Annotated in this window: 16 protein-coding genes; 10 read left to right on the forward strand and 6 right to left on the reverse strand. The window is 72.5% G+C overall.

What is annotated here, in order from left to right; genetic code table 11:
* From ACWEQO_RS21620 to ACWEQO_RS21630, 3 genes are all read right to left on the reverse strand, one after another.
* Positions 1–2,223 carry an NHLP family bacteriocin export ABC transporter peptidase/permease/ATPase subunit gene (locus tag ACWEQO_RS21620; RefSeq protein ID WP_452984853.1) on the reverse strand — a complete coding sequence of 741 codons (2,223 nt, stop codon included), beginning with the start codon at positions 2,221–2,223 and terminating at the stop codon, positions 1–3.
* Positions 2,220–3,026 carry an HlyD family efflux transporter periplasmic adaptor subunit gene (locus ACWEQO_RS21625; protein WP_361456933.1) on the reverse strand — a complete coding sequence of 269 codons (807 nt, stop codon included), beginning with the start codon at positions 3,024–3,026 and terminating at the stop codon, positions 2,220–2,222. Before ACWEQO_RS21625 ends, ACWEQO_RS21620 begins: the two co-directional genes overlap by 4 nt.
* A gap of 132 nt (positions 3,027–3,158) precedes the next feature.
* Positions 3,159–3,374: a type A2 lantipeptide gene (locus ACWEQO_RS21630; protein WP_361456930.1), complete on the reverse strand. Its 216-nt coding sequence runs from the start codon at positions 3,372–3,374 to the stop codon at positions 3,159–3,161.
* Positions 3,375–4,009: 635 nt separating this feature from the next.
* On the opposite strand from ACWEQO_RS21630, the gene ACWEQO_RS21635 reads away from it, so the two are divergent.
* The 5 genes from ACWEQO_RS21635 to ACWEQO_RS21655 all read left to right on the forward strand — a co-directional run bounded on the left by ACWEQO_RS21635 (position 4,010) and on the right by ACWEQO_RS21655 (position 10,348).
* Complete coding sequence (locus ACWEQO_RS21635; RefSeq protein WP_361456927.1) at positions 4,010–5,347, forward strand: S1 family peptidase; 1,338 nt, start codon at positions 4,010–4,012, stop codon at positions 5,345–5,347.
* A gap of 338 nt (positions 5,348–5,685) precedes the next feature.
* Positions 5,686–8,136 carry a SpoIIE family protein phosphatase gene (locus ACWEQO_RS21640; RefSeq protein ID WP_361456924.1) on the forward strand — a complete coding sequence of 817 codons (2,451 nt, stop codon included), beginning with the start codon at positions 5,686–5,688 and terminating at the stop codon, positions 8,134–8,136.
* Between the two features lie 178 nt (positions 8,137–8,314).
* On the forward strand, positions 8,315–9,382 hold the full coding sequence (locus ACWEQO_RS21645; RefSeq protein ID WP_361456921.1) for a glucose-1-phosphate thymidylyltransferase: 1,068 nt from the start codon (positions 8,315–8,317) through the stop codon (positions 9,380–9,382).
* A complete protein-coding gene (locus ACWEQO_RS21650; protein WP_361456918.1) occupies positions 9,379–9,558 on the forward strand; it encodes a hypothetical protein in 180 nt (59 codons plus the stop codon). Before ACWEQO_RS21645 ends, ACWEQO_RS21650 begins: the two co-directional genes overlap by 4 nt.
* A complete protein-coding gene (locus ACWEQO_RS21655; protein WP_361456915.1) occupies positions 9,545–10,348 on the forward strand; it encodes a class I SAM-dependent methyltransferase in 804 nt (267 codons plus the stop codon). The genes ACWEQO_RS21650 and ACWEQO_RS21655 overlap by 14 nt, the downstream gene beginning before the upstream one ends.
* Before the next feature lie 148 nt (positions 10,349–10,496).
* On the opposite strand, the gene ACWEQO_RS21660 is transcribed toward ACWEQO_RS21655, so the two are convergent.
* Complete coding sequence (locus ACWEQO_RS21660; protein WP_452984854.1) at positions 10,497–12,434, reverse strand: glycosyltransferase family 2 protein; 1,938 nt, start codon at positions 12,432–12,434, stop codon at positions 10,497–10,499.
* Positions 12,435–12,660: 226 nt separating this feature from the next.
* Here ACWEQO_RS21660 and ACWEQO_RS21665 point away from each other — a divergent pair, with 226 nt between their 5' ends.
* Positions 12,661–13,164: a metallophosphoesterase family protein gene (locus tag ACWEQO_RS21665; RefSeq protein ID WP_452984855.1), complete on the forward strand. Its 504-nt coding sequence runs from the start codon at positions 12,661–12,663 to the stop codon at positions 13,162–13,164.
* A gap of 222 nt (positions 13,165–13,386) precedes the next feature.
* Here ACWEQO_RS21665 and ACWEQO_RS21670 read toward each other — a convergent pair whose 3' ends face one another.
* Both ACWEQO_RS21670 and ACWEQO_RS21675 read right to left on the reverse strand, forming a co-directional pair.
* Entirely contained in the window at positions 13,387–13,752 is a 366-nt protein-coding gene (locus ACWEQO_RS21670) for a nuclear transport factor 2 family protein (protein WP_361456906.1), read from the reverse strand.
* Between the two features lie 123 nt (positions 13,753–13,875).
* On the reverse strand, positions 13,876–15,630 hold the full coding sequence (locus ACWEQO_RS21675; RefSeq protein WP_361456903.1) for an ABC transporter ATP-binding protein: 1,755 nt from the start codon (positions 15,628–15,630) through the stop codon (positions 13,876–13,878).
* Positions 15,631–15,806: 176 nt separating this feature from the next.
* Here ACWEQO_RS21675 and ACWEQO_RS21680 point away from each other — a divergent pair, with 176 nt between their 5' ends.
* From ACWEQO_RS21680 to ACWEQO_RS21695, 4 genes are all read left to right on the forward strand, one after another.
* Positions 15,807–16,895 (forward strand): S-(hydroxymethyl)mycothiol dehydrogenase, encoded by a 1,089-nt coding sequence (locus tag ACWEQO_RS21680; protein ID WP_452984856.1) that lies wholly within the window; start codon positions 15,807–15,809, stop codon positions 16,893–16,895.
* Complete coding sequence (locus tag ACWEQO_RS21685; protein ID WP_361456897.1) at positions 16,895–17,524, forward strand: MBL fold metallo-hydrolase; 630 nt, start codon at positions 16,895–16,897, stop codon at positions 17,522–17,524. The genes ACWEQO_RS21680 and ACWEQO_RS21685 overlap by 1 nt, the downstream gene beginning before the upstream one ends.
* A 109-nt stretch (positions 17,525–17,633) precedes the next feature.
* Positions 17,634–18,560: an SDR family oxidoreductase gene (locus ACWEQO_RS21690; protein WP_452984857.1), complete on the forward strand. Its 927-nt coding sequence runs from the start codon at positions 17,634–17,636 to the stop codon at positions 18,558–18,560.
* 47 nt (positions 18,561–18,607) lie between these two features.
* A complete protein-coding gene (locus ACWEQO_RS21695; RefSeq protein WP_361456891.1) occupies positions 18,608–19,414 on the forward strand; it encodes an SDR family NAD(P)-dependent oxidoreductase in 807 nt (268 codons plus the stop codon).
* Positions 19,415–19,480 lie beyond the last annotated feature (66 nt).

Raw genomic sequence — 19,480 nt, forward strand, 5'->3', positions numbered from 1 at the left:
TCACCGCTCCCCGACCAGCGCGGCGTACGCGCCCCCGCGCGCCACCAGTTCCTCGTGCCGGCCGCGCTCCACGACCGTGCCGTGGTCGAGGACGACGATCTCGTCGCTGTCCCGGACCGTGCTCAGCCGGTGCGCGATCACCACACAGGCACAGCCGCGCCGGCGCAGGTTGTCCATCACGACCAGCTCGGTCTCCGCGTCCAGCGCGCTGGTCACCTCGTCCAGCACCAGGATGCTCGGCCGCCGCACCAGCGCCCGCGCGATCTCCAGGCGCTGGCGCTGCCCGCCGGAGAAGTTCCGGCCGTCCTGCTCGACCCGGCTCCGGATGCCGCCGGGCCGGCGCGTGATCACGTCGTACAGGGCCGCGTCCCGGAGCGCCTCCTCCACCGCCTCGTCCGGGATCGACGGGTCCCACAGCGCCACGTTGTCGCGGACGGTGCCCTCGAAGAGGAACACCTCCTGGTCGACGAAGGACACGGACGCGGCCAGCGCCCCGCGCGCGATGTCCTCGATGCGCTGCCCGTCGATCCGGATCACGCCCTCCCACGGCGTGTACAGGCCCGAGAGCAGCCGGGAGACCGTGGACTTGCCGCTGCCGGAGCCGCCGACCAGCGCCACCTGCTGCCCCGGCCCGACGGTCAGGTCGAAACCGGTCAGCAGCGGCTCGTCCAAGGGGCTGTAGCCGAAGGTGAGGTTCTGCAGTTCGACATGGCCGTACAGCCGGCGCGTGGACTCCCCGGCGCCGGGGCGGCCGTAGAGCGGGTCGGCCCGGAAGTTCTCCACGTCCTTCAGCCGGGTCACGTCCGCCGCGAAGTCCTGGATCCGGCCCGCGACACCGTTGAGCCGGGTCAGCGGCGCGGTGAACCGGGTGACCAGCGCCTGGAAGGCGACCAGCAGACCGACCGAGATGTACCCCTCGACCGCGCGCATACCGCCGATCCACAGGATCAGCGCGCTGTTGAGCGTGGCGAGCGTCGGCGCGACCACGCCGAGCCAGGCGCTCGGCACCCCGAGCCGCTGCTGTTCCTCCAGCGTGATCGCGTGCTGCCCGGCCCACTTGCGGAAGTAGCCGTCCTCGCCGCCGGTCGCCTTCATCGTCTCGATCAGCTGCAGACCGGTGTACGCCGTGTTGGTGAGGCGCGCGGTGTCCGCGCGCAGTTTCGCCGTACGGGTCGCGCGCAGCCGGACGACGATCCGCATCGCCAGGACGTTGAGCAGCGCCACCCCGATCCCGACGAAGGTGAGCTGAGGGTCGTACGTGTACAGCAGCACCGCGTACAGCACGACGACGACGGCGTCCACGCCCGCCGCCGACAGGTCCCGGGACAGCGTCTCGGCCACGGCGTCGTTGGACTGCAGGCGCTGCACCAGGTCGGCCGGGCTGCGCTGGGAGAAGAACGTCACCGGCAGCCGCAGCAGATGCCGCAGGAAGCGGGCGCTGGACAGCGTGGAGGAGACGAGCCGCCCGCGCAGCAGGTTGGCCTGCTGGAGCCAGGTCAGCACCAGGGTGAGCAGCACACAGGCGCCCATCGACGTGAACAGCACGCCCAGCATCGACGTCCGGCCGCCGATCAGGAACTCGTCGATGAAGGTACGGCTGAGTCCGGGCACCGCCGCGCCGACCGCCACCAGCAGCAGGCTCGACAGCACCACCGCGGGCAGCGTGCCCGCCGTGCCGCGCAGCCGGGCCGGCATCGCGCCGAGGACGCCCGGTCTGCGACCGCCCCGGGTGAAGTCCGGCCCGGGTTCCAGCGTCAGGACGACACCGGTGAAACTGCCGTCGAACTCCTCCAGCGGCACGAACCGGCGGCCCTTGCCGGGGTCGTTGACGAACACCCCGCGACGGCCGAACCGGCGGCCCATGCCGTCGTAGACGACGTAGTGGTTGAACTCCCAGAACAGGACGGCCGGCGCCGCCACCTCGGCGAGGGCGGCCAGATCCATCTGCATGCCCTTGGCGGTCAGCCCGTAACCGCGGGCCGCCTTCAGCAGGTTGCTCGCGCGCGAGCCGTCCCTGGAGACACCGCAGGCGATCCGCAGCTCCTCCAGCGGGACATGGCGTCCGTAGTGGCCGAGCACCATCGCCAGCGAGGCGGCGCCGCACTCCACGGCCTCCATCTGGAGCACGGTGGGCGTACGGACGGCCTTCCCGCGCGCCTTGGGGGCCTTGCGCCCGGGCGGGGCGGCACGGCGCCGGCCGCGGGTCTCCTGTGCGGTGGTCACGGCAGCAGCCAGTCGACGGGACGTTCGTCGGACAGCCGGACGGCGCCCGAGGCCAGGGTCATCGAGGTCAGGGGGAACGGCGGTCCCTGGGCGGAGGACCACCGGTAACCGCTCTTCGTGGCGGACGACTTCTCCAGTCGGACCGTGACGGCCACCGGCCTGCCCTTCCTCGTGAACTGCTCGCCCAGCTGGCTGTCCCCGAGGAACGCGGTGATCTGCTGGGCGGACTGCGCGGAGCGGTCCACCGACTTCACCTTCCCGCGCAGCACGCCGTACTCCTGGCTCGGCACCGACTGCACGGTGAGGTCGACCGCGGCGCGCGCGGGAATACCGGCGGCGCTCTCGGCGGGGACGTAGACGGTCGCGTACAGCGGGTCGTCGGCGTCGGCGACCTTCTCCACGGCGGCGACGTCCGCGCCGGTGGCGATGATCTGCCCGACGTCGGCGGCGAGTGCGGTGATCCGGCCCGCGTCCAGGGTGCGGACGACGGTGTCGCCCTGCTCGGTACGGACCTTCAGGAGGGGGGAGTCCGCGGGCAGCCGCTCTCCTCGCTTCGCGAGGACCGCGGTGACCTGCCCGGCGAGAGGGCTCTGCAGGACGTAACTGCCCTGCCCGTGCGTCAGGACGGCGGGTGCGGCCACCGTGGAGGTCACGGACCCGGTCACCGCCCACACGGAGGCGGCCGCCATGGTGACCACGGTCACGGAGAGGACCAGCCAGCCCTGCGGCCGGGCGAAGCGCACCGGGAGATCGAGTTCCTCGGGCGACCGGAGTCTGACGAGGGCCTGTTGGCGGAACTGCACGGTACTTCCCTCACCTGCGTGAACTCTGCGGAGAACGGCGGGGTACGGCTCGGCCGAGCCGGCGGGGTCCGGAGCGACACCGAGTCCCGGAGCCGGGGGGCGGCTCCGGGACTCGGCGGCACAAGGGCGCGATCAGAGACCGGCGACCAGGTTCGTGACCGGGGCGGTGTTCAGGCCGGTGACACCCTCGGCGGTGCCGACGGCCGTGTCGACCAGACCGGAGACCGGGGCGATGCCGTCCACCGAGCCCGTGACGGCGCTCACGGCGTTCACGGACAGGCCGCCGGAGACGTTGTCGAGCTCGGCGTCGGAGATCTCGGCGGTCTCGACCTGGGGGGTGGAGTTCATGAGGGAAATTCCCTTCGTATGGGAGTGACACAAGGGGGAGAGCGGCTCCTCAGGGACAGAGGAAAGCCGCGACCACGAGCGCCGGACCCCGTCGCCGGGTGTCCGCAACGGCCTCGCGGTGCGATGGATCAAAGCACGCACCGACTCCGGGCTTCCACTCGAACAAGCCTCCCACCAGGGGAGTTGCGACCTTGTGGCGCACAGGAGTGCAGAGAAGGGCACGGCCCGGTGGCGACTTCTTCACACGGCTCGCGGAATCGCCCCGTCCCGCCGCTTGCGCCCCTCGAACCGGAATCCGGCACACCGGTCCCAAAGGTGTGAGGGGGACGGCCGGCCCGTGGACGGCCTCCGGCTCCGGTGACCGCGTCGGGAAGCCGATGTGCAGATTCACCGAAGCCGGGATCCCGGTCGCCGTTCACGACGGAGAGTGCGTGCCCGGTCGCGACGCGTACCGCATCCGGATGTCCGCCCAAACGGTCGGCAGAGCACATGAGTTGGCCGATTTCGCAGGGTGAACCGGGTCTCCGCAGAAGGATTTGAACGCCTCGCCGGGCCCGTGCGTACCAACAGCCATCCAGGCGCCGACAGCCGCCGAACGGCGGCACGACTCCGGTCCCCCCAGGAGGTCGAGAAGTTTGAGTCACAAGCGAATTCCGAAGCGCAAGGCCGCGATAGCGGTGGGCGGTGCGGTGGCGCTCGGCGCCGCCGCGCTCCTGCTCCCCAACGCCAATGCTTCACAGGACGGCGCGACGGACGGCGCCACGGCGGCGGCGCCGAAGACACTGAAGGCCACGGACGCCTCGGACCTCGCCTCGAAGCTCCCCGGGCTCCTCGGCGACGCGTTTGCCGGTTCCTACTACGACAAGGGCAAACAGCGACTCGTCGTCAACGTCGTGCCCGGCGACGACACCAACGTGATCGTGCAGGCGAAGAAGGCGGGCGCGACCGTCCGCGAGGTCGACAACAGCATGAGCGAGCTGGAGGCCGGCGCGCGGACGCTGAAGACCGAGGCGACCATCCCCGGCACCTCGTGGGCCGTCGACCCGCGCACCAACAAGATCCTGGTCACCGCCGACTCCACGGTGACCGGCGACAAGTGGGACAGACTGGAGTCCACCGTGCGGGACCTCGGTTCCGGCATGGCGACCATCAAGAAGTCCGAGGGCACGTTCAGGACGTTCGCCTCGGGCGGGGACGCCATCTTCGCCGCCAACTCCCGCTGCTCCCTCGGCTTCAACGTCACCGCGGGCGACGGCACCCCCGCCTTCCTGACGGCCGGTCACTGCGCGCTCGGCGGACGGCAGTGGTCCGACCAGCAGGGCGGTGCCCCGATCGCCACCATCGACCAGGCCGTCTTCCCCGGTGAAGGCGACTTCGCGCTCGCCACGTACGACGACCCGAACACGCAGGCGCCGAGCGACGTCGACGTGGGCGGCCAGACGGTGCAGATCACCGAGGCCGCCGAGGCCACCGTCGGCCAGGAGGTGTTCCGGATGGGCAGCACCACCGGGCTCGCCGACGGCCAGGTACTCGGTCTCAACGCCACGGTGAACTACCCGGAGGGAACGGTCACCGGTCTCATCCAGACCGACGTCTGCGCCGAACCCGGCGACAGCGGCGGCTCGATGTTCACCCGGGACGGTCTCGCGATCGGCCTGACCTCGGGCGGCAGCGGCAACTGCACCGTCGGCGGCGTGACGTTCTTCCAGCCGGTCACCACTGCCCTGGCCGCGGTCGGCGCGACCCTCGGCGAGGGCGGCGCGGGCGCCGGCGTCGGCGCCCAGGCGGGCGACGAGGACGCGGACGGCGGTGCGGACGTCGGCCAGGAGGCCGGCGACGGAGCGGGGCAGGAGGCCGACCAGGGCGCCGGCCAGGGCGCCGGTGACGAAGCCGGACAGGGAGCCGGCCACGGGAACGGCCACGGGGCCGGCCGGGACGCGGAGGACGGCGGCGGTCGGACCAGGACCCACTGACCGGATCCACTGACCGGACCCACCCACTGGACCCATCGACCGGGACCTGCCCGACCGCACCGGGCGGAGCACCCGCGGTGGGCCGCCGCCCCGGACCCCGCCACGCGACCGTGGCAGGGTCCGGGGCGGCGGCACAGACCGGCCGGCACGCCCCCGGAACCGGCGCCGGGCGACTCCCCGGTCCGTCGGTGCGGAGGGCGGGGAGCGACCCGGGGAGAGGCCCGCCCCGGTCGTCGGACACCTCGCCGGACCGTCGAGGCCCGAGCGGACCGCCGGCCGGACCGCCGGACCGCGACGTGGTGCCGCAGGGGCTGCGCGGGGCTCGTACAAGCGCTGTAATGGCCAACGTGGTCGGTGAGGGCGCTGCGGGACGCAGCACGAGAACGCTGCGAGCGGAAGCCGCCCTGACGGCGATCACCGCCGAACCGGAGACACCGGACCGGTTGCGCCGGGTCCTGGAACAGGCCCTCGTCTTCGCCGGCGCCGCGCTCGTCGCCGTGTACACGTCCAGCGTGGAGGGCGAGCAGCTGCTCCTGGTCGAGTCGGCCGGGATCCCGCGGAGCCTGTGCGGGGTGCGCGACAGCTACTCCGTCGCCGGGCGCTCCCCGGCCGCCGAGGCCGTACGGGGCGGCCGGCCGGTGTGGCTCGGGCCGGCGGAGCTGGCCGCCCAGGCCCAGGCACGGCGCGTACCCGCCCGTGACTTCTTCCTCGCCGCCCTGCCCGTGCGCCACGACCCCGGAGGCTGCCTGCTCGCCGTCAGCGAGCGCCCCGGCGGCTTCGACCTCGAGGACAGGGCCTGCCTGGGGCTCGTCGCCGACGCGGTCGCCTTTCCCGAGCCGCCGGCCGCCGACGGCGGCGGCGAGCTGCCGCCGGGAACCTTCAGCATCGCCATGGACACCGGACGGGTCCGGCTGGGGGATGAGGTCCTGGACCTGTTCGGTCTAGGTCCGGAGGACTTCGACGGGCAGGTGGAGACCCTGATGGGACTGACCGTGCCGGAGGACCTGCCCTCCGTGATGTCGGTGGTCGAGGCCGACCACCTGACCGTCGGCGAGCGCGAGCTGGAGTTCCGGGTGCTGCAGCCCACCGGCCCGCCGAAGTGGCTCCGGCTCCGCGGCCGGCTGCTCCAGGGCGGAGAGGGCCGCCCGGCCCGTCTCGTGGGCTCCGTCGCCGACGCGTCCACGCTGCGCTCCGACGTCACCGACGTGGCCCGGGTGCAGCGCCTCGCCGCCACACTCGACATCGCGGTCACCGTCCGCGATGTCGGCCGGGCCGTGGTCGCCGCCCTGCGCGGGCCGCTCAGGGCCGACCGGATCGCGGTCGCCGAACTGGAGAACGACCGGCTCGTCGTCACCGTCCTCGACCCGCCGGAACCGGACGCCTGGCCGGAGCTGTGGCGCGCGGAGTGGCGCGGCGAATGGCCCGAGGCACCGGTGCGCACCATGCCCACCCTCGCCGCCGTCCTGCGCGAGGGCCGGCCCCGGATCTGGCCCGCGGGCAGCCCGCTGGAGACCTCCCTGGCCGAGGTCGGCCCCGGCGGCCTCGCGATGCTGCCGCTGCCCGCCGGCAACCGGATGGCCGGCGCCTGCCTCATCGGTTGGGACGCCCCGCACGACTTCGGAGCCGACGAACGCGCCCTGCTCACGGCCGCCGCCGGCCTCGCCGGACAGGCCCTGATGCGGGCCCGTTCCCTCGACGCCGAACACGAACTGGTCGGCATGCTCCAGCGCCAGCTGCTGCCGCGCCGACTGCCCCGGCTGCCCGGCGCGGTCGCCGTCGCCCGCTATCTGCCCAGCACGGTCGGCCTGGAACTCGGCGGCGACTGGTACGACGTGATCCCGCTGCCCGACAACCACGTCGCCCTCGTCATCGGCGACGTCCAGGGGCACAGCGCGGGCGCCGCCACCCTCATGGGACAGCTGCGCACCGCGCTGCGCGCCTACGCCGTCGAGGGGCACGCGCCCGACGTGGTGGCGTCGCGCGCCAACCGGCTGCTCATCGACATGGAGAGCGACCTCTTCGCGACCTGCTGCTATGTCGACGTCGACCTGGAGCAGGGCTCCGCCTGGTGCGTACGCGCCGGGCACCTGCCGCCGGTGCTGCGGCACCCGGACGGCCGCACCGAGATCGCGGAGGCGGAGGGCGGCCCACCGCTCGGCGTCATGACACAGGCCGACTTCCCCATGAGCCCGCTCCGGCTCCGGCCCGGCACGACCGTCGCCCTCACCACGGACGGCCTGGTCGAGTCCCACGAGGCCGACATCGACGAGGGCATGGACGACTTCGCCCGCCGGCTCGCCGCCGCCGACCCGGCCGACCTCGGACTCGTCGCCGACACCCTGCTCGGCAAGGCCGCGCGCAGCGACGACGTCGCCCTGCTGCTGATGCGCTACGACGGCATGGCCCTGCGCCCGCTGCGGGAGAGCTGGACGGTGTGGCGGGTGCCCCAGGCGGTGGGCCACGCCCGCCGCTTCACCCGGCGCACCCTGCGCTCCTGGGGCGTGACCGAGGATCTCGACGCCGCCCTGCTCATCGTCTCCGAACTGGTCACGAACGCCCTCGTGCACACCGAAGGACAGGTCCGCCTCGACCTCATCCTCGTCGGCGACCGGCTCCGCCTCACGGTCGCCGACGCCTCGCCGCGCAGTCCCGTCAAGCCGAGCAGCATCAGCTGGGAGGCCACCGGCGGCCGCGGCATCCTGCTCGTCGAGGCGGTGTCGGCGGCCTGGGGGACGCTCCCGGTCAGCGGCGGCAAACAGGTGTGGGCGGAACTCGTCCTGCGCCGGTGAGCAGGTGGTGGCACCGGCCGCCGACCACGGTCCCGGCGCCCGGGTCATCCCTTCGAGTGATACGGCCGACGGGCGCGCACCGGGACAACGGCGACCGGACGGCTCCCGGCGGGGATTTCTCGATGAACCGTCAGAAGAAGTGACATTCCATTCGCCGCGCACCACTATGGTGAGTCAGATGAAGGCTCTCGTGCTCGCCGGCGGCGCCGGGACCCGGCTGAGGCCGATCACCCACACCTCGGCCAAGCAACTGGTGCCCGTGGCCAACAAACCCGTGCTCTTCTACGGGTTGGAAGCGATCGCGGACGCGGGTGTCACCGAGGTCGGAATGATCGTCGGTGACACGGCCGCGGAGATCGAGAACGCGGTGGGCGACGGATCGAAGTTCGGCCTGCAGGTCACCTACATCCCCCAGGAGCAGCCGCTGGGGCTGGCGCACGCCGTGCTGATCGCCCGCGACTGGCTCGGCGACGACGACTTCGTGATGTACCTCGGCGACAACTTTATCGTCGGCGGCATCACCGGTCTCGTCGAGGAGTTCCGCAGGCACCGGCCCGACGCGCAGATCCTGCTCACCAGGGTCGCCGACCCGCGCTCCTTCGGTGTCGCCGAACTCGACGCGGGCGGGCAGGTGATCGGCCTGGAGGAGAAACCCGAGCGTCCCAAGAGCGACCTCGCCCTCGTCGGCGTCTACCTGTTCACACCCGCAGTCCACGACGCGGTGCGCGCCATCAAGCCGTCCTGGCGCGGCGAACTCGAGATCACCCACGCCATCCAGCACCTGATCGACTCCCGAGCCGAGGTGCGCTGCACCGTCGTCCAGGGCTACTGGAAGGACACCGGCAACGTCGTCGACATGCTGGAGGTCAACCGGTCCGTCCTCGAAGGGATCGAGCGCCGGATCGACGGAGAGGTGGACACCGCTTCCGAGACCATCGGCCGGGTGGTGGTGGAGGAGGGGGCCCGGATCAGCAACTCGCGTGTGGTCGGCCCCGCCGTCATCGGCGCCGGCACCGTCGTCAGCGACTCCTACGTCGGACCGTTCACCTCCGTCGCGGAGAACTGCCGGATCACCGACAGCGAAGTCGAGTTCTCCATCGTGCTGCGGGACTCCTCGATCGAAGGCGTCCGCCGCATCGAGTCCTCACTGATCGGCCGTCACGTCGAGGTGACCCCGGCGCCCAGCGTCCCCAGCGCCCACCGGCTCGTCCTCGGAGACCACAGCAAGGTGCAGATCCATTCATGAACCTCCTCGGCGCCGGAGCCGACGACCTCATCATCGAGGCCCGCCGCCCCACCGCCGACGCCGTCGACGGCCGTCGGCAGGACATCGGCCTGCCGACGCCGCGCGACCGGCGTGTCGCCCTGCACGAAGCACCGCCCCGTATCCGCAAGGAGAGTCACCTTCGTGAAACGCCATGAGTTCCTGCGGGAACTGCACAAGGCCAGCGCCAACCGCAACTACCTGGAGATCGGCGTCAACGACGGCCGCAGCCTGCGCCTGTCACGCGTCCCCAGCATCGCGGTCGACCCGGCCTTCAAGGTCGTCTCGGAGCTGAAGTGCGACGTTCACCTGGTCAAGGCCACCAGCGACGACTTCTTCGCCCGTGACAACCCGCTGGCCCACCTCAAGGGCGGCCGCCACCCGCTGCGCAACCTCCGCCGCGGCCGCAGCCCCATCGGACACTGGCGGCGCACCACGCTCGACCTGTCGTTCATCGACGGCATGCACCTGTTCGAGTACGCCCTGCGCGACTTCATGAACGTGGAGAAGCACTCCGACTGGGCCAGCGTGATCGTCCTCGACGACATGCTGCCGCGCAGCGTCGACGAAGCGGCCCGGGACCGGCACACCACGGCCTGGACCGGTGACGTCTACAAGATCACCGAAGTGCTGGCGCGCTACCGTCCCGACCTGGTCACCGTCCTGGTCGACACGCAGCCCACCGGCCAGCTCGTGATCTTCGGCGCCGACCCGGACAACACCGTGCTGCACGACAAGTACGACGAGATCATGGCCGAGTACAAGGTGCCCGACCCGCAGAAGGTCCCCGAGACGATCCTGGAGCGGGCCGGCGCGGTGCCGCCCGAGGCGCTGATCGAGGCCGGCTTCTGGCGCCCGCTCGTCCAGGCCCGCAACCGCGGCCTGTCGCGGCGCCTGGGCTGGGAGCCCCTGCGCCGCGCGCTCGACCAGGTCGGCGTCAGCCGCTGAGTCCTCCCGGCCGCGCCGCCCTCCGCAGCGTGCGCGGCAGGCCGCGCACGAGGGCAGCCGGCCGGGGCGCTCCGCCTCGGCCGGCGTGGGTCTCTGCTCGTCCTGGGACGACAGCACGGGGGCATCCACCGGCCCGGTGCGCGTGCCGTCACCGCCTTCGGGAGATCAGTGGAGCCGCCCTCCTCCGGACGGCGCCGAGCATCCGCCGCGCCCTGCGCACCAGGTTCCGTACGGCACCGGGGCGCGGAATCGGCACCACCAGCGCCCCGCCCCCGCCGGTGCGGAGCGCGAACGGCAGTCCCTCGAAGCGCGGTTCGGCGGCGTCCGGGTCCAGGCAGAGCGCCACCCGCCAGATCCCCCGGGAGAGCTCCGGGGGCAGCGCCGCCTCCAGCCGCGACCCCGGCCGTTCCGGTTCACCGGCCAGCGTGCCCGGTGCGTACAGGGTCCGGCCGCCGGACGAGAACCGGAGCCGCACCCCGGCGCCGTCGGCGGCGTGCAACGGCACCCGGGCGCGCAGCCGCGCCCCCGAGACCGTCACGTCCGCCCGCCGCACCCGGCCCAGACCGAGCCGGCCGCCCCGGACGGCGACGTCCAGGGAGAGATTGCCGTGCGGCTCCGTCCAGTACGGCAGGCACGCCCGGCCCGCGGCGACGCCCGCGTACGGCTCCGGGCGGGCGGCGCGCGGGGCCGGACCCAGCCGGCACTCCTTGGTCCAGCCGCCGAGCTTGACCCGTACGACGGCGTCCCAGGTCCCGTCTCCGGGGAGCGTGCCCGGGTCGACCCCGGCGGTCGCACGCAGCACCAGCCGCACCCGCTCGCCGTCCTCGACGGGCAGCGTCTCCCGGGTGAACTCCACGGGCTGGAAGTACTGGGCGGAGCTGGCCCGTTCACGCAGCAGCAGATCCACCGAGGCCCGGTCGAAGCGGGCCGCGGTCTGAGCACCGACCCACGCCACCGCCTCCTCCACGTTCTTCGGGGTGTCGGTCAGCGGAGCAGGGGCGGCGCCGACGGGGGACGTCATCGGCGCGCCCGCGGAGACGTACTCGGCGGTGAAGCCGAGACGCAGCGAACCGCCCTCCCACTCCACATCCGTGGGCGCCGCCTGCGGCGCGACCCCGGCCTCCCACTGGGCGAAGGCCACCACGTCGTCGTACCGGTCCGCCGCCGTCAGCGAGGCGACCACCTGCTGCGTCGGCTGCAGTCCGGCCGCGACGGCCGGGCCGAACCGCTCGACGACCACCTTGTGGATCTCCGCGAACAACTCCCTGCGGTAGTCGTCCGGCAGCCCCAGCAGCCGCCGGGCCCGCAGCCGCTCCACCATCTCCACCCGCAGCCAGCGACGGAACAGCCTGTCGCGCACCGGGCCGGGCTCGGTGTACCGCTCGACCACGTCGAGCGCCTCACGGAGGTTCTCGAAGTAGCCCACCGGGTCGAAGCGCTGGAAACCGGCGTTCGAGGCGTCGTCGCGTCTGATGTGGTAGTAGCAGACGTAGTCGCTGAGCACGGAGACGTTGGCCGCCCGCAGATACGCCTCCGTGACGAAGACGTGGTCCTCCAGGCGCCGCCGCCCCTCCGGGAAGCGCAGCCCGATGTCGTCGAGGAACGCCCGGCGGAACATCTTGTGCGGGGTGAGACTGTCGATCAACGGCGCGTTCTCCACCGTGGCCCGCGGATGGTTGCGGCGGAACAACTCCACCGGCACACCGCGGTTCCTGCCGGCCATCTTGCCGACGACCACATCCGCGCCGTTGGCCACGCCGTAGGCGTACATCCGCTCCAGGGCCTCGTCGCCCAGGTGGTCGTCGTTGTCGACGAACATCACGAACTCGCCCCGGGCGGCGGCGATCCCGACGTTGCGCGGCTTGCCGGACCAGCCGGAGTTCTCCTGGTGGATCACCCGCACCCGGGGGTCCTCGGCGGCCAGCCGGTCGAGCCGTGCCGGAGTCCCGTCGGTGGAGCCGTCGTCGACGAAGATCACTTCGTAGGAGTCGGGCGGCAGCGACTGCCGGCGCAGGGAGGAGATGCAGTCCTCGATGTAGATCCCCGGGTTGTGGACGGGAACGATGACGCTGACCTTGACCGGCATCTGGATTTGTGGCCCTTCGGGTCGCTTGCCGCTGCACGGGCGACTTCTTCCGCGGTGTCCGATCGTAACTCCGTGGTCACCGCGGTCCCGTCGTGCAAACGCCGTCGAGACCGTGCCGTGATCCTCCCGCCCGGGCTGCGCCGATCGGCTTGCCCGGGCGCCCACTTGGGCGTGGCGGCACGGCCGCGCCGGGCGCGGCCCGGGGCGAGCCCCTAGTGTGCCGACCGTGCGCCTGCTCCTGATGTCCGACACCCACCTGCCCGTGCGGGCGAAGCGGCTGCCCGCGCCCCTGCTCGACGAACTGCCGCGGGCCGACGTCGTGTTCCACGCGGGAGACTGGGTCGACACGGCCACGCTCGACCTGCTCGAGAGCCGCAGCCGCCGGCTGGTCGCCGTGTACGGGAACAACGACGGGCCCGAACTGCGCGCCCGTCTGCCGGAGATCGCGTACGCCGAACTCGACGGCCTACGCTTCGGAGTGGTCCACGAGACGGGCCCCGCGAGGGACCGGGAGGCCCGGTGCGCCGCACGCTTTCCCGAGCTGGACGTACTGGTCTTCGGGCACAGTCACATCCCGTGGGACTCCACCGCCGCCACGGGCCTGCGTCTGCTCAACCCCGGGTCGCCGACGGACCGCCGCCGACAGCCCCACGCCACCTACCTCACCGGCACGCTCACCGACGGTCGGCTTGTCGATCTGGAACTGCACCGGCTGCCACCACGCCGGTGACATCGGCTCCCGAGGCATCCGCGCCCGTCGGGCACCGGTGACCGGTGCCCGACGGGCCGGACCGCTTCGCTCCGGTGGAAGCGGCCCGGACGCTGCGAGTAGTTGCTCTGTCACGGACCTCCTTCCCGCGATCGGAGGTGATACGAGCCCCATTACCCACCCCGACCGGGTTAACACACCCTTTTCATCTCTTTTGTCGGATCCGGTGCCGACCGCGGCGGATCACTCGTCCCAGGCCTGGATCATCGTCTGATCGGTGATCTTGCCGTCCCGCAGTGAGAGCATCGACTCCGAGAGCACCCGCACTCCGTCGGGGTACACGCAGCTCTCGCTGTACGCGGCATGATCGCCCTGGACGACGCACCGCTCCAGCCGGTGCGTCATGTCACGGCTGTACACGTCGTCGAGCATGGCGGCGATCTCGTCCCGGCCGTGCAGGACCTTCGGGTTGCTGGGCTGGGTGTTGCGGTCCACGATGCGCAGCTCGGCGTCGTCCGCGTAGAGCGAGACCATGGGCGCCGACGTCCGCGCCTCGATGCCCCGGCGCAGTGTGTCGGTGCCGAAACCGGCGTCTGCCGAGGTTGTCATGGCGGCCTCCTTGGAGGGCCCGGCCCGGTCCCGGGCGGGCCGCACCGGGTCTCTCCTACGAGACTCCTCCGGCCCGGTGGGAGCCGCAAGCCCGGCCCGCGTGCGACGCGCCGCCGAAAGGGCTCACCCGCTCGTCGCGAGGAACTGCGTCGCCGCCAGCTCCGCGTACAGCGGATCGGCGGTCACCAGCTCACGGTGGGTTCCCACCGCGCGGACCCGGCCGGCGTCCATCACCACGATCCGGTCGGCCATCGTCACCGTCGACAGCCGGTGCGCGACGACCAGCACCGTCGTCGTACGGGCCACGTCGGCGACGGTGTCGCGCAGCGCCGCCTCGTTCACCGCGTCGAGCTGCGAGGTGGCCTCGTCGAGCAGCAGCAGCCGGGGACTGCGCAGCAGCGCGCGGGCGATGGCGACCCGCTGGCGTTCCCCGCCGGACAGCTTGGTTCCGCGGTGCCCGACCAGCGTGTCGAGCCCGTCCGGGAGCCTGGCCACCAGCCCGCCCAGCCGCGTCGTCTTCACCACCCGCGCCACGGCGTCGTCGTCCGCCTCCGGGTTCCCGAGCAGCAGGTTGTCGCGGAGGGAGCCCGACAGCACCGGAGCGTCCTGCTCCACATAGCCGATCGAGGCCCGCAGCTCCGACAGCTCCCAGTCGGCCAGATCGCGTCCGTCGAGGGTGATCACGCCCGCGTCGGGGTCGTAGAAGCGTTCGATGAGGGAGAAGACGGTGGTCTTGCCCGCGCCGGACGGGCCCACGAACGCGGTCATGCCCTGAGCGGGCACGGTGAACGTCACCCCGTGGTGGACGTACGGCAGATCGTCGGCGTAGCGGAAACGCACGTCCTCGAAGGCGAGCGCGGCGGGAGCGGTGCCCGGTGCCGGCAGGGGCGCGGCACCGGCCGCCGGCTCGGCGGGCAGCCGCAGCGCCTCCTGGATGCGCGCCAGCGCGGCACTGCCCGTCTGGTACTGCGTGATCGCGGCGACGACACTCTGGATCGGAGCCATGAGATAGAAGACGAACAGCAGGAACGCCACCAGCGTGCCGATGTCGATGGCCTCCGTCGCCACCCGCGCGCCGCCCACCGCGAGCACCGTGATGAACGCGACCTGCATCGCGAGCCCGGCCGTGTTGCCCGCCGCGGCCGACCACCCGGCGGCGCGTACGCTCTGCCGCCAGGACTCCTCGGCGGCCTCGTGCAGCGCGCGCTCCTCCCGCGGCTCGGCCCCGGACGCCTTCACCGTGCGCAGCGCGCCCAGGACCCGCTCCAGCGAGGCGCCCATCACGCCGACCGCGTCCTGCGCCCGCCGGCTGGCCCGGCTGATGCGGGGCACGATCACGCCGAGTATCGTCCCCGCGCCCACGATCACGGCGAGGGTGACCGCCAGCAGCACGGGGTCGACGAAGCCCATCAGCACGACGGTCGCGATCAGTGTGAGGCCGCCCGTGCCGAGGCCCACCAGCGAGTCGGTGGTGACCTCGCGCAGCAGGGTGGTGTCGGAGGTGATGCGGGCCATCAGGTCGCCGGGCTCGCTGCGGTCCACGGCCGTGATGCGCAGCCGCAGCAGGTACGACGACAGCGAGCGCCGCGCCCCGAGCACCACCGACTCCGCGGTGCGCCGCAGCACGTACGAGCCCAGCGCGCCCAGCACGGCGTTGGCGACGACGAGCGCCGACATCAGCAGCAGCGCGCCGGTGATGGCCCGGTCGGCCGACAGGTCGTCGATCAATTCCCGGGCGACCAGCGGCAGCATCAGCCCGGTCGCCCCCGTCAGCAGGGAGAGCGCGGCCCCGCCCAGCAGGGCCCACCGGTGCGGTCGTACGTATCCGAGGAGTGCCCGCCAGGCGGGCGGACCGGTCTTCTGCGCTGCGATGCTCACGTCGCTCCCTGGGCGTCGGACGGAAGGCTCAGGCTACGTCGCGGGAGCCGGGCCGTGACAGGGCGGGCAGGCCCGCACGGGCGCCGCGACCTGCGGTGGAGCCCACCGGCCGAGACACCGGCAGGTCGCGTAGGGTCTCAAGAAGATGTACACCGGAAGATGAAGGAGCCAGCACCATGGCGCAGGAAGTGCGCGGCGTGATCGCACCGGGCAAGGACGAGCCGGTACGCATCGAGACGATCGTCGTACCCGACCCGGGGCCGGGCGAGGCGGTCGTCCGTATCCAGGCCTGCGGTGTGTGCCACACCGACCTCCACTACAAGCAGGGCGGCATCAGCGACGACTACCCCTTCCTGCTCGGCCACGAGGCCGCGGGCGTGGTGGAGTCGGTGGGCGACGACGTCACCGACGTGGCACCCGGTGACTTCGTGATCCTCAACTGGCGGGCGGTGTGCGGCACGTGCCGCGCCTGTCTGCGCGGACGTCCCTGGTACTGCTTCGACACGCACAACGCCAAGCAGAAGATGACCCTCGCCTCGACGGGCCAGGAACTCTCCCCGGCCCTGGGCATCGGAGCCTTCGCCGAGAAGACCCTCGTCGCCGCCGGACAGTGCACCAAGGTCGACCCCGAGGTCGCCCCGGAGGTCGCCGGCCTGCTGGGCTGCGGCGTGATGGCCGGCATCGGCGCCGCGATCAACACCGGCGACGTCGGCCGGGGCGACAGTGTCGCCGTCATCGGCTGCGGCGGCGTCGGCGACGCGGCCATCGCCGGGTCCCGGCTCGCCGGAGCGGCGAAGATCATCGCCGTCGACATCGACGACCGCAAGCTGGAGACCGCCCGCTCCATGGGCGCCACCCACACCGTCAACTCCCGTACGTCCGACCCCGTCGAGGCGATCCGCGAACTCACCGGCGGCTTCGGCGCCGACGTCGTCATCGAGGCCGTCGGCCGCCCCGAGACGTACCAGCAGGCCTTCTACGCCCGCGACCTGGCCGGAACGGTCGTCCTCGTCGGCGTGCCCACCCCGGAGATGAAGCTCGAACTGCCGCTCCTCGACGTGTTCGGCCGCGGCGGCTCCCTGAAGTCCTCCTGGTACGGCGACTGCCTGCCCTCCCGGGACTTCCCGATGCTCATCGACCTGCATCAGCAAGGCCGCCTGGATCTCGGTGCGTTCGTCACCGAGACCATCCAACTCGACGAGGTGGAGAAGGCCTTCGAACGGATGCACAAGGGCGACGTCCTGCGCTCGGTGGTGGTGCTCTGATGGCCGCCCGCATCGAACACCTCGTCACCTCGGGACAGTTCAGCCTCGACGGCGGCACCTGGGACGTCGACAACAACGTGTGGATCGTCGGCGACGACCACGAGGTGATCGTCATCGACGCCGCGCACGACGCCGACGCCATCGCCGAGGCGGTGGGCGACCGCCGGCTGAAGGCGATCGTGTGCACCCACGCGCACAACGACCACATCGACGCCGCTCCCGCCCTCGCCGAGCGCACCGGGGCCAAGATCTGGTTGCACCACGACGACCTGCCGCTGTGGAAGCAGACCCACCCCGACCGCGACCCCGACTCCTGGCTCATCGACGGCCAGGTGATCGAGGCGGCCGGCGCCGACCTCACGGTGCTGCACACCCCCGGACACGCGCCGGGCGCGGTCTGCCTGTACGACCCGGGGCTGGCCACCGTGTTCACCGGAGACACCCTGTTCAAGGGCGGCCCCGGCGCCACCGGCCGTTCGTTCTCCCACTTCCCGACGATCATCGACTCGATCCGGGACCGGCTGCTGACGCTCCCGCCGGAGACCGAGGTGCGCACCGGCCACGGCGACTCGACCACCATCGGCGCGGAGGCGCCGCATCTCGAGGAGTGGATCGCCCGCGGCCACTGACGCGCCGGGAAACCCGGAAACCCGGGAAACCGGAAAAGGCGACAGAGGATGTCCGGCTTACCCGTCACTCTCATAGCGACAGCAGATCGTCGGTGACGGGAGGCCGGACATGCCGGGGCAGTGGGCAGCATCGTTGAAGGACAAGGTGGCGCTGGTCGCCGGGGCGACCCGGGGGGCCGGACGGGGCATCGCCGTCGAACTGGGCGCGGCGGGCGCCACCGTCTACGTCACCGGACGCAGCACCCGTGAGCGGCGCTCCGAATACGACCGCCCCGAGACCATCGAGGACACCGCCGACCTGGTCACCGCGGCCGGCGGCCGGGGCATCGCCGTCCCCACCGACCACCTGGACCCCGCTCAGGTCAAGGCCCTCGTCGACCGCATCGCCGACGAGCAGGGCCGTCTCGACGTCCTCGTCAACGACATCTGGGGCGGCGAGCACCTCTTCGCATGGGACGCCCCCCTCTGGGAGCACGACCTCGACAAGGGGCTGCGCCTGCTCCGGCTCGCGGTGGAGACCCACGCCGTCACCAGTCACCACGCCCTGCCGCTGCTGCTGCGCCACCCCGGCGGACTGGTCGTCGAGGTCACCGACGGCACCGCGGACTACAACCGCGACACCTACCGCGTCTCCTTCTTCTACGACCTCGCCAAGACGTCCGTCCTGCGCATGGCCTTCGCCCTCGGTCACGAGCTCGGTCCGCGCGGCGCCACCGCGGTCGCGCTCACCCCGGGCTGGCTCCGCTCCGAGATCATGCTCGACGAGTTCGGCGTGCGGGAGGACAACTGGCAGGACGCCCTGACCCGCGTCCCCCACTTCGCCATCTCGGAGACCCCGCGCTACGTGGGCCGGGCCGTCACCGCCCTCGCCGCCGACCCGCGGGTGTCCCGCTTCAACGGCGCCTCCCTCTCCAGCGGCGGCCTCGCCCGGGAGTACGGCTTCACCGACCTCGACGGCAGCCGCCCGGACGCCTGGCGCTACCTGGTGGAGGTCCAGGACCCGGGCAAACCCGCGGACACCACCGGCTACCGCTGACGTCCCGCCCCTCCCCGGGTGATCGTCCGGCGCAGTAGCGTTCCCGCATGACGACCGACACAGGGCGCTTCGCGGGGTACGGCATTCTGATCACGGGCGCGGCACGCGGCATCGGGGCGGCGACCGCCCTGCGGTTCGCACAGGAGGGGGCACGTGTCCTGATCGCCGACGTGGACGGCGCCGAGGCCGGGCGCACCGCGTCGGCGCTCCGGGAGCGAGGCCTGTCGGCCGAGGGCGTCACCTGCGACGTGGCGGAGCGCGCGTCGGTCGAGGCAGCCGTCGCGCATGCCGTGGACGCCTTCGGCTCGCTCGACGTCCTGGTCAACAACGCCGCCCACTGCACACCGGAGACCCCCCTCTTCGAGGACGAGCCGGACCGGGCCTGGGCCCGCGACCTCGACGTCACCCTCACCGGCGCGTACCGCTGCTGCCGCGCCGCGCTCCCGCACCTCGCCGCCGGCGGCCGGGGCGCCGTCGTCACCATCGGCTCCGTCAACGGCATCCAGGACTTCGGCAACCACGGTTACAGCGCCGCCAAGGCGGGTCTGGCCTCCCTCACCCGTACCCTCGCCGGTCACGCCGGGCCCCGGGGCGTGCGGGTCAACCTGGTCGCTCCGGGCACGGTGCGCACCAGGGCGTGGACGGGCCGGACCGACGGCCTCGCGGCCCTCGAGGCGGTGCGCGGGCTCTACCCGCTGGGCAGGGTGGGCGAACCGGAGGACATCGCGGCCGCCGTGGCCTTCCTCGCCTCCCGCGACGCATCGTGGATCACCGGCACCACCCTGGTGGTCGACGGCGGTGTCACGGCGGTCAACTCGGGATTCCGTCAGGCGCTGGCGGAGCCGGAGAGCTGAGCCGGGCACCCCGTGCGACGGGGGCGGGGCGCGGGGGCGAGCAGCGGCCGCAGTGTGAACTCGCCC

This window comes from Streptomyces sp. NPDC004051 (assembly GCF_053604275.1).

What these genes read in the sequence shown, in the direction of transcription:
- ACWEQO_RS21630 (WP_361456930.1), bottom strand. Translation starts at nt 3,374, where the DNA reads ATGAACTCCACCCCCCAGGTCGAGACCGCCGAGATCTCCGACGCCGAG.
- ACWEQO_RS21640 (WP_361456924.1), top strand. Translation starts at nt 5,686, where the DNA reads ATGGCCAACGTGGTCGGTGAGGGCGCTGCGGGACGCAGCACGAGAACG.
- ACWEQO_RS21645 (WP_361456921.1), top strand. Translation starts at nt 8,315, where the DNA reads ATGAAGGCTCTCGTGCTCGCCGGCGGCGCCGGGACCCGGCTGAGGCCG.
- ACWEQO_RS21650 (WP_361456918.1), top strand. Translation starts at nt 9,379, where the DNA reads ATGAACCTCCTCGGCGCCGGAGCCGACGACCTCATCATCGAGGCCCGC.
- ACWEQO_RS21660 (WP_452984854.1), bottom strand. Translation starts at nt 12,434, where the DNA reads ATGCCGGTCAAGGTCAGCGTCATCGTTCCCGTCCACAACCCGGGGATC.
- ACWEQO_RS21670 (WP_361456906.1), bottom strand. Translation starts at nt 13,752, where the DNA reads ATGACAACCTCGGCAGACGCCGGTTTCGGCACCGACACACTGCGCCGG.
- ACWEQO_RS21680 (WP_452984856.1), top strand. Translation starts at nt 15,807, where the DNA reads ATGGCGCAGGAAGTGCGCGGCGTGATCGCACCGGGCAAGGACGAGCCG.
- ACWEQO_RS21685 (WP_361456897.1), top strand. Translation starts at nt 16,895, where the DNA reads ATGGCCGCCCGCATCGAACACCTCGTCACCTCGGGACAGTTCAGCCTC.
- ACWEQO_RS21690 (WP_452984857.1), top strand. Translation starts at nt 17,634, where the DNA reads ATGCCGGGGCAGTGGGCAGCATCGTTGAAGGACAAGGTGGCGCTGGTC.
- ACWEQO_RS21695 (WP_361456891.1), top strand. Translation starts at nt 18,608, where the DNA reads ATGACGACCGACACAGGGCGCTTCGCGGGGTACGGCATTCTGATCACG.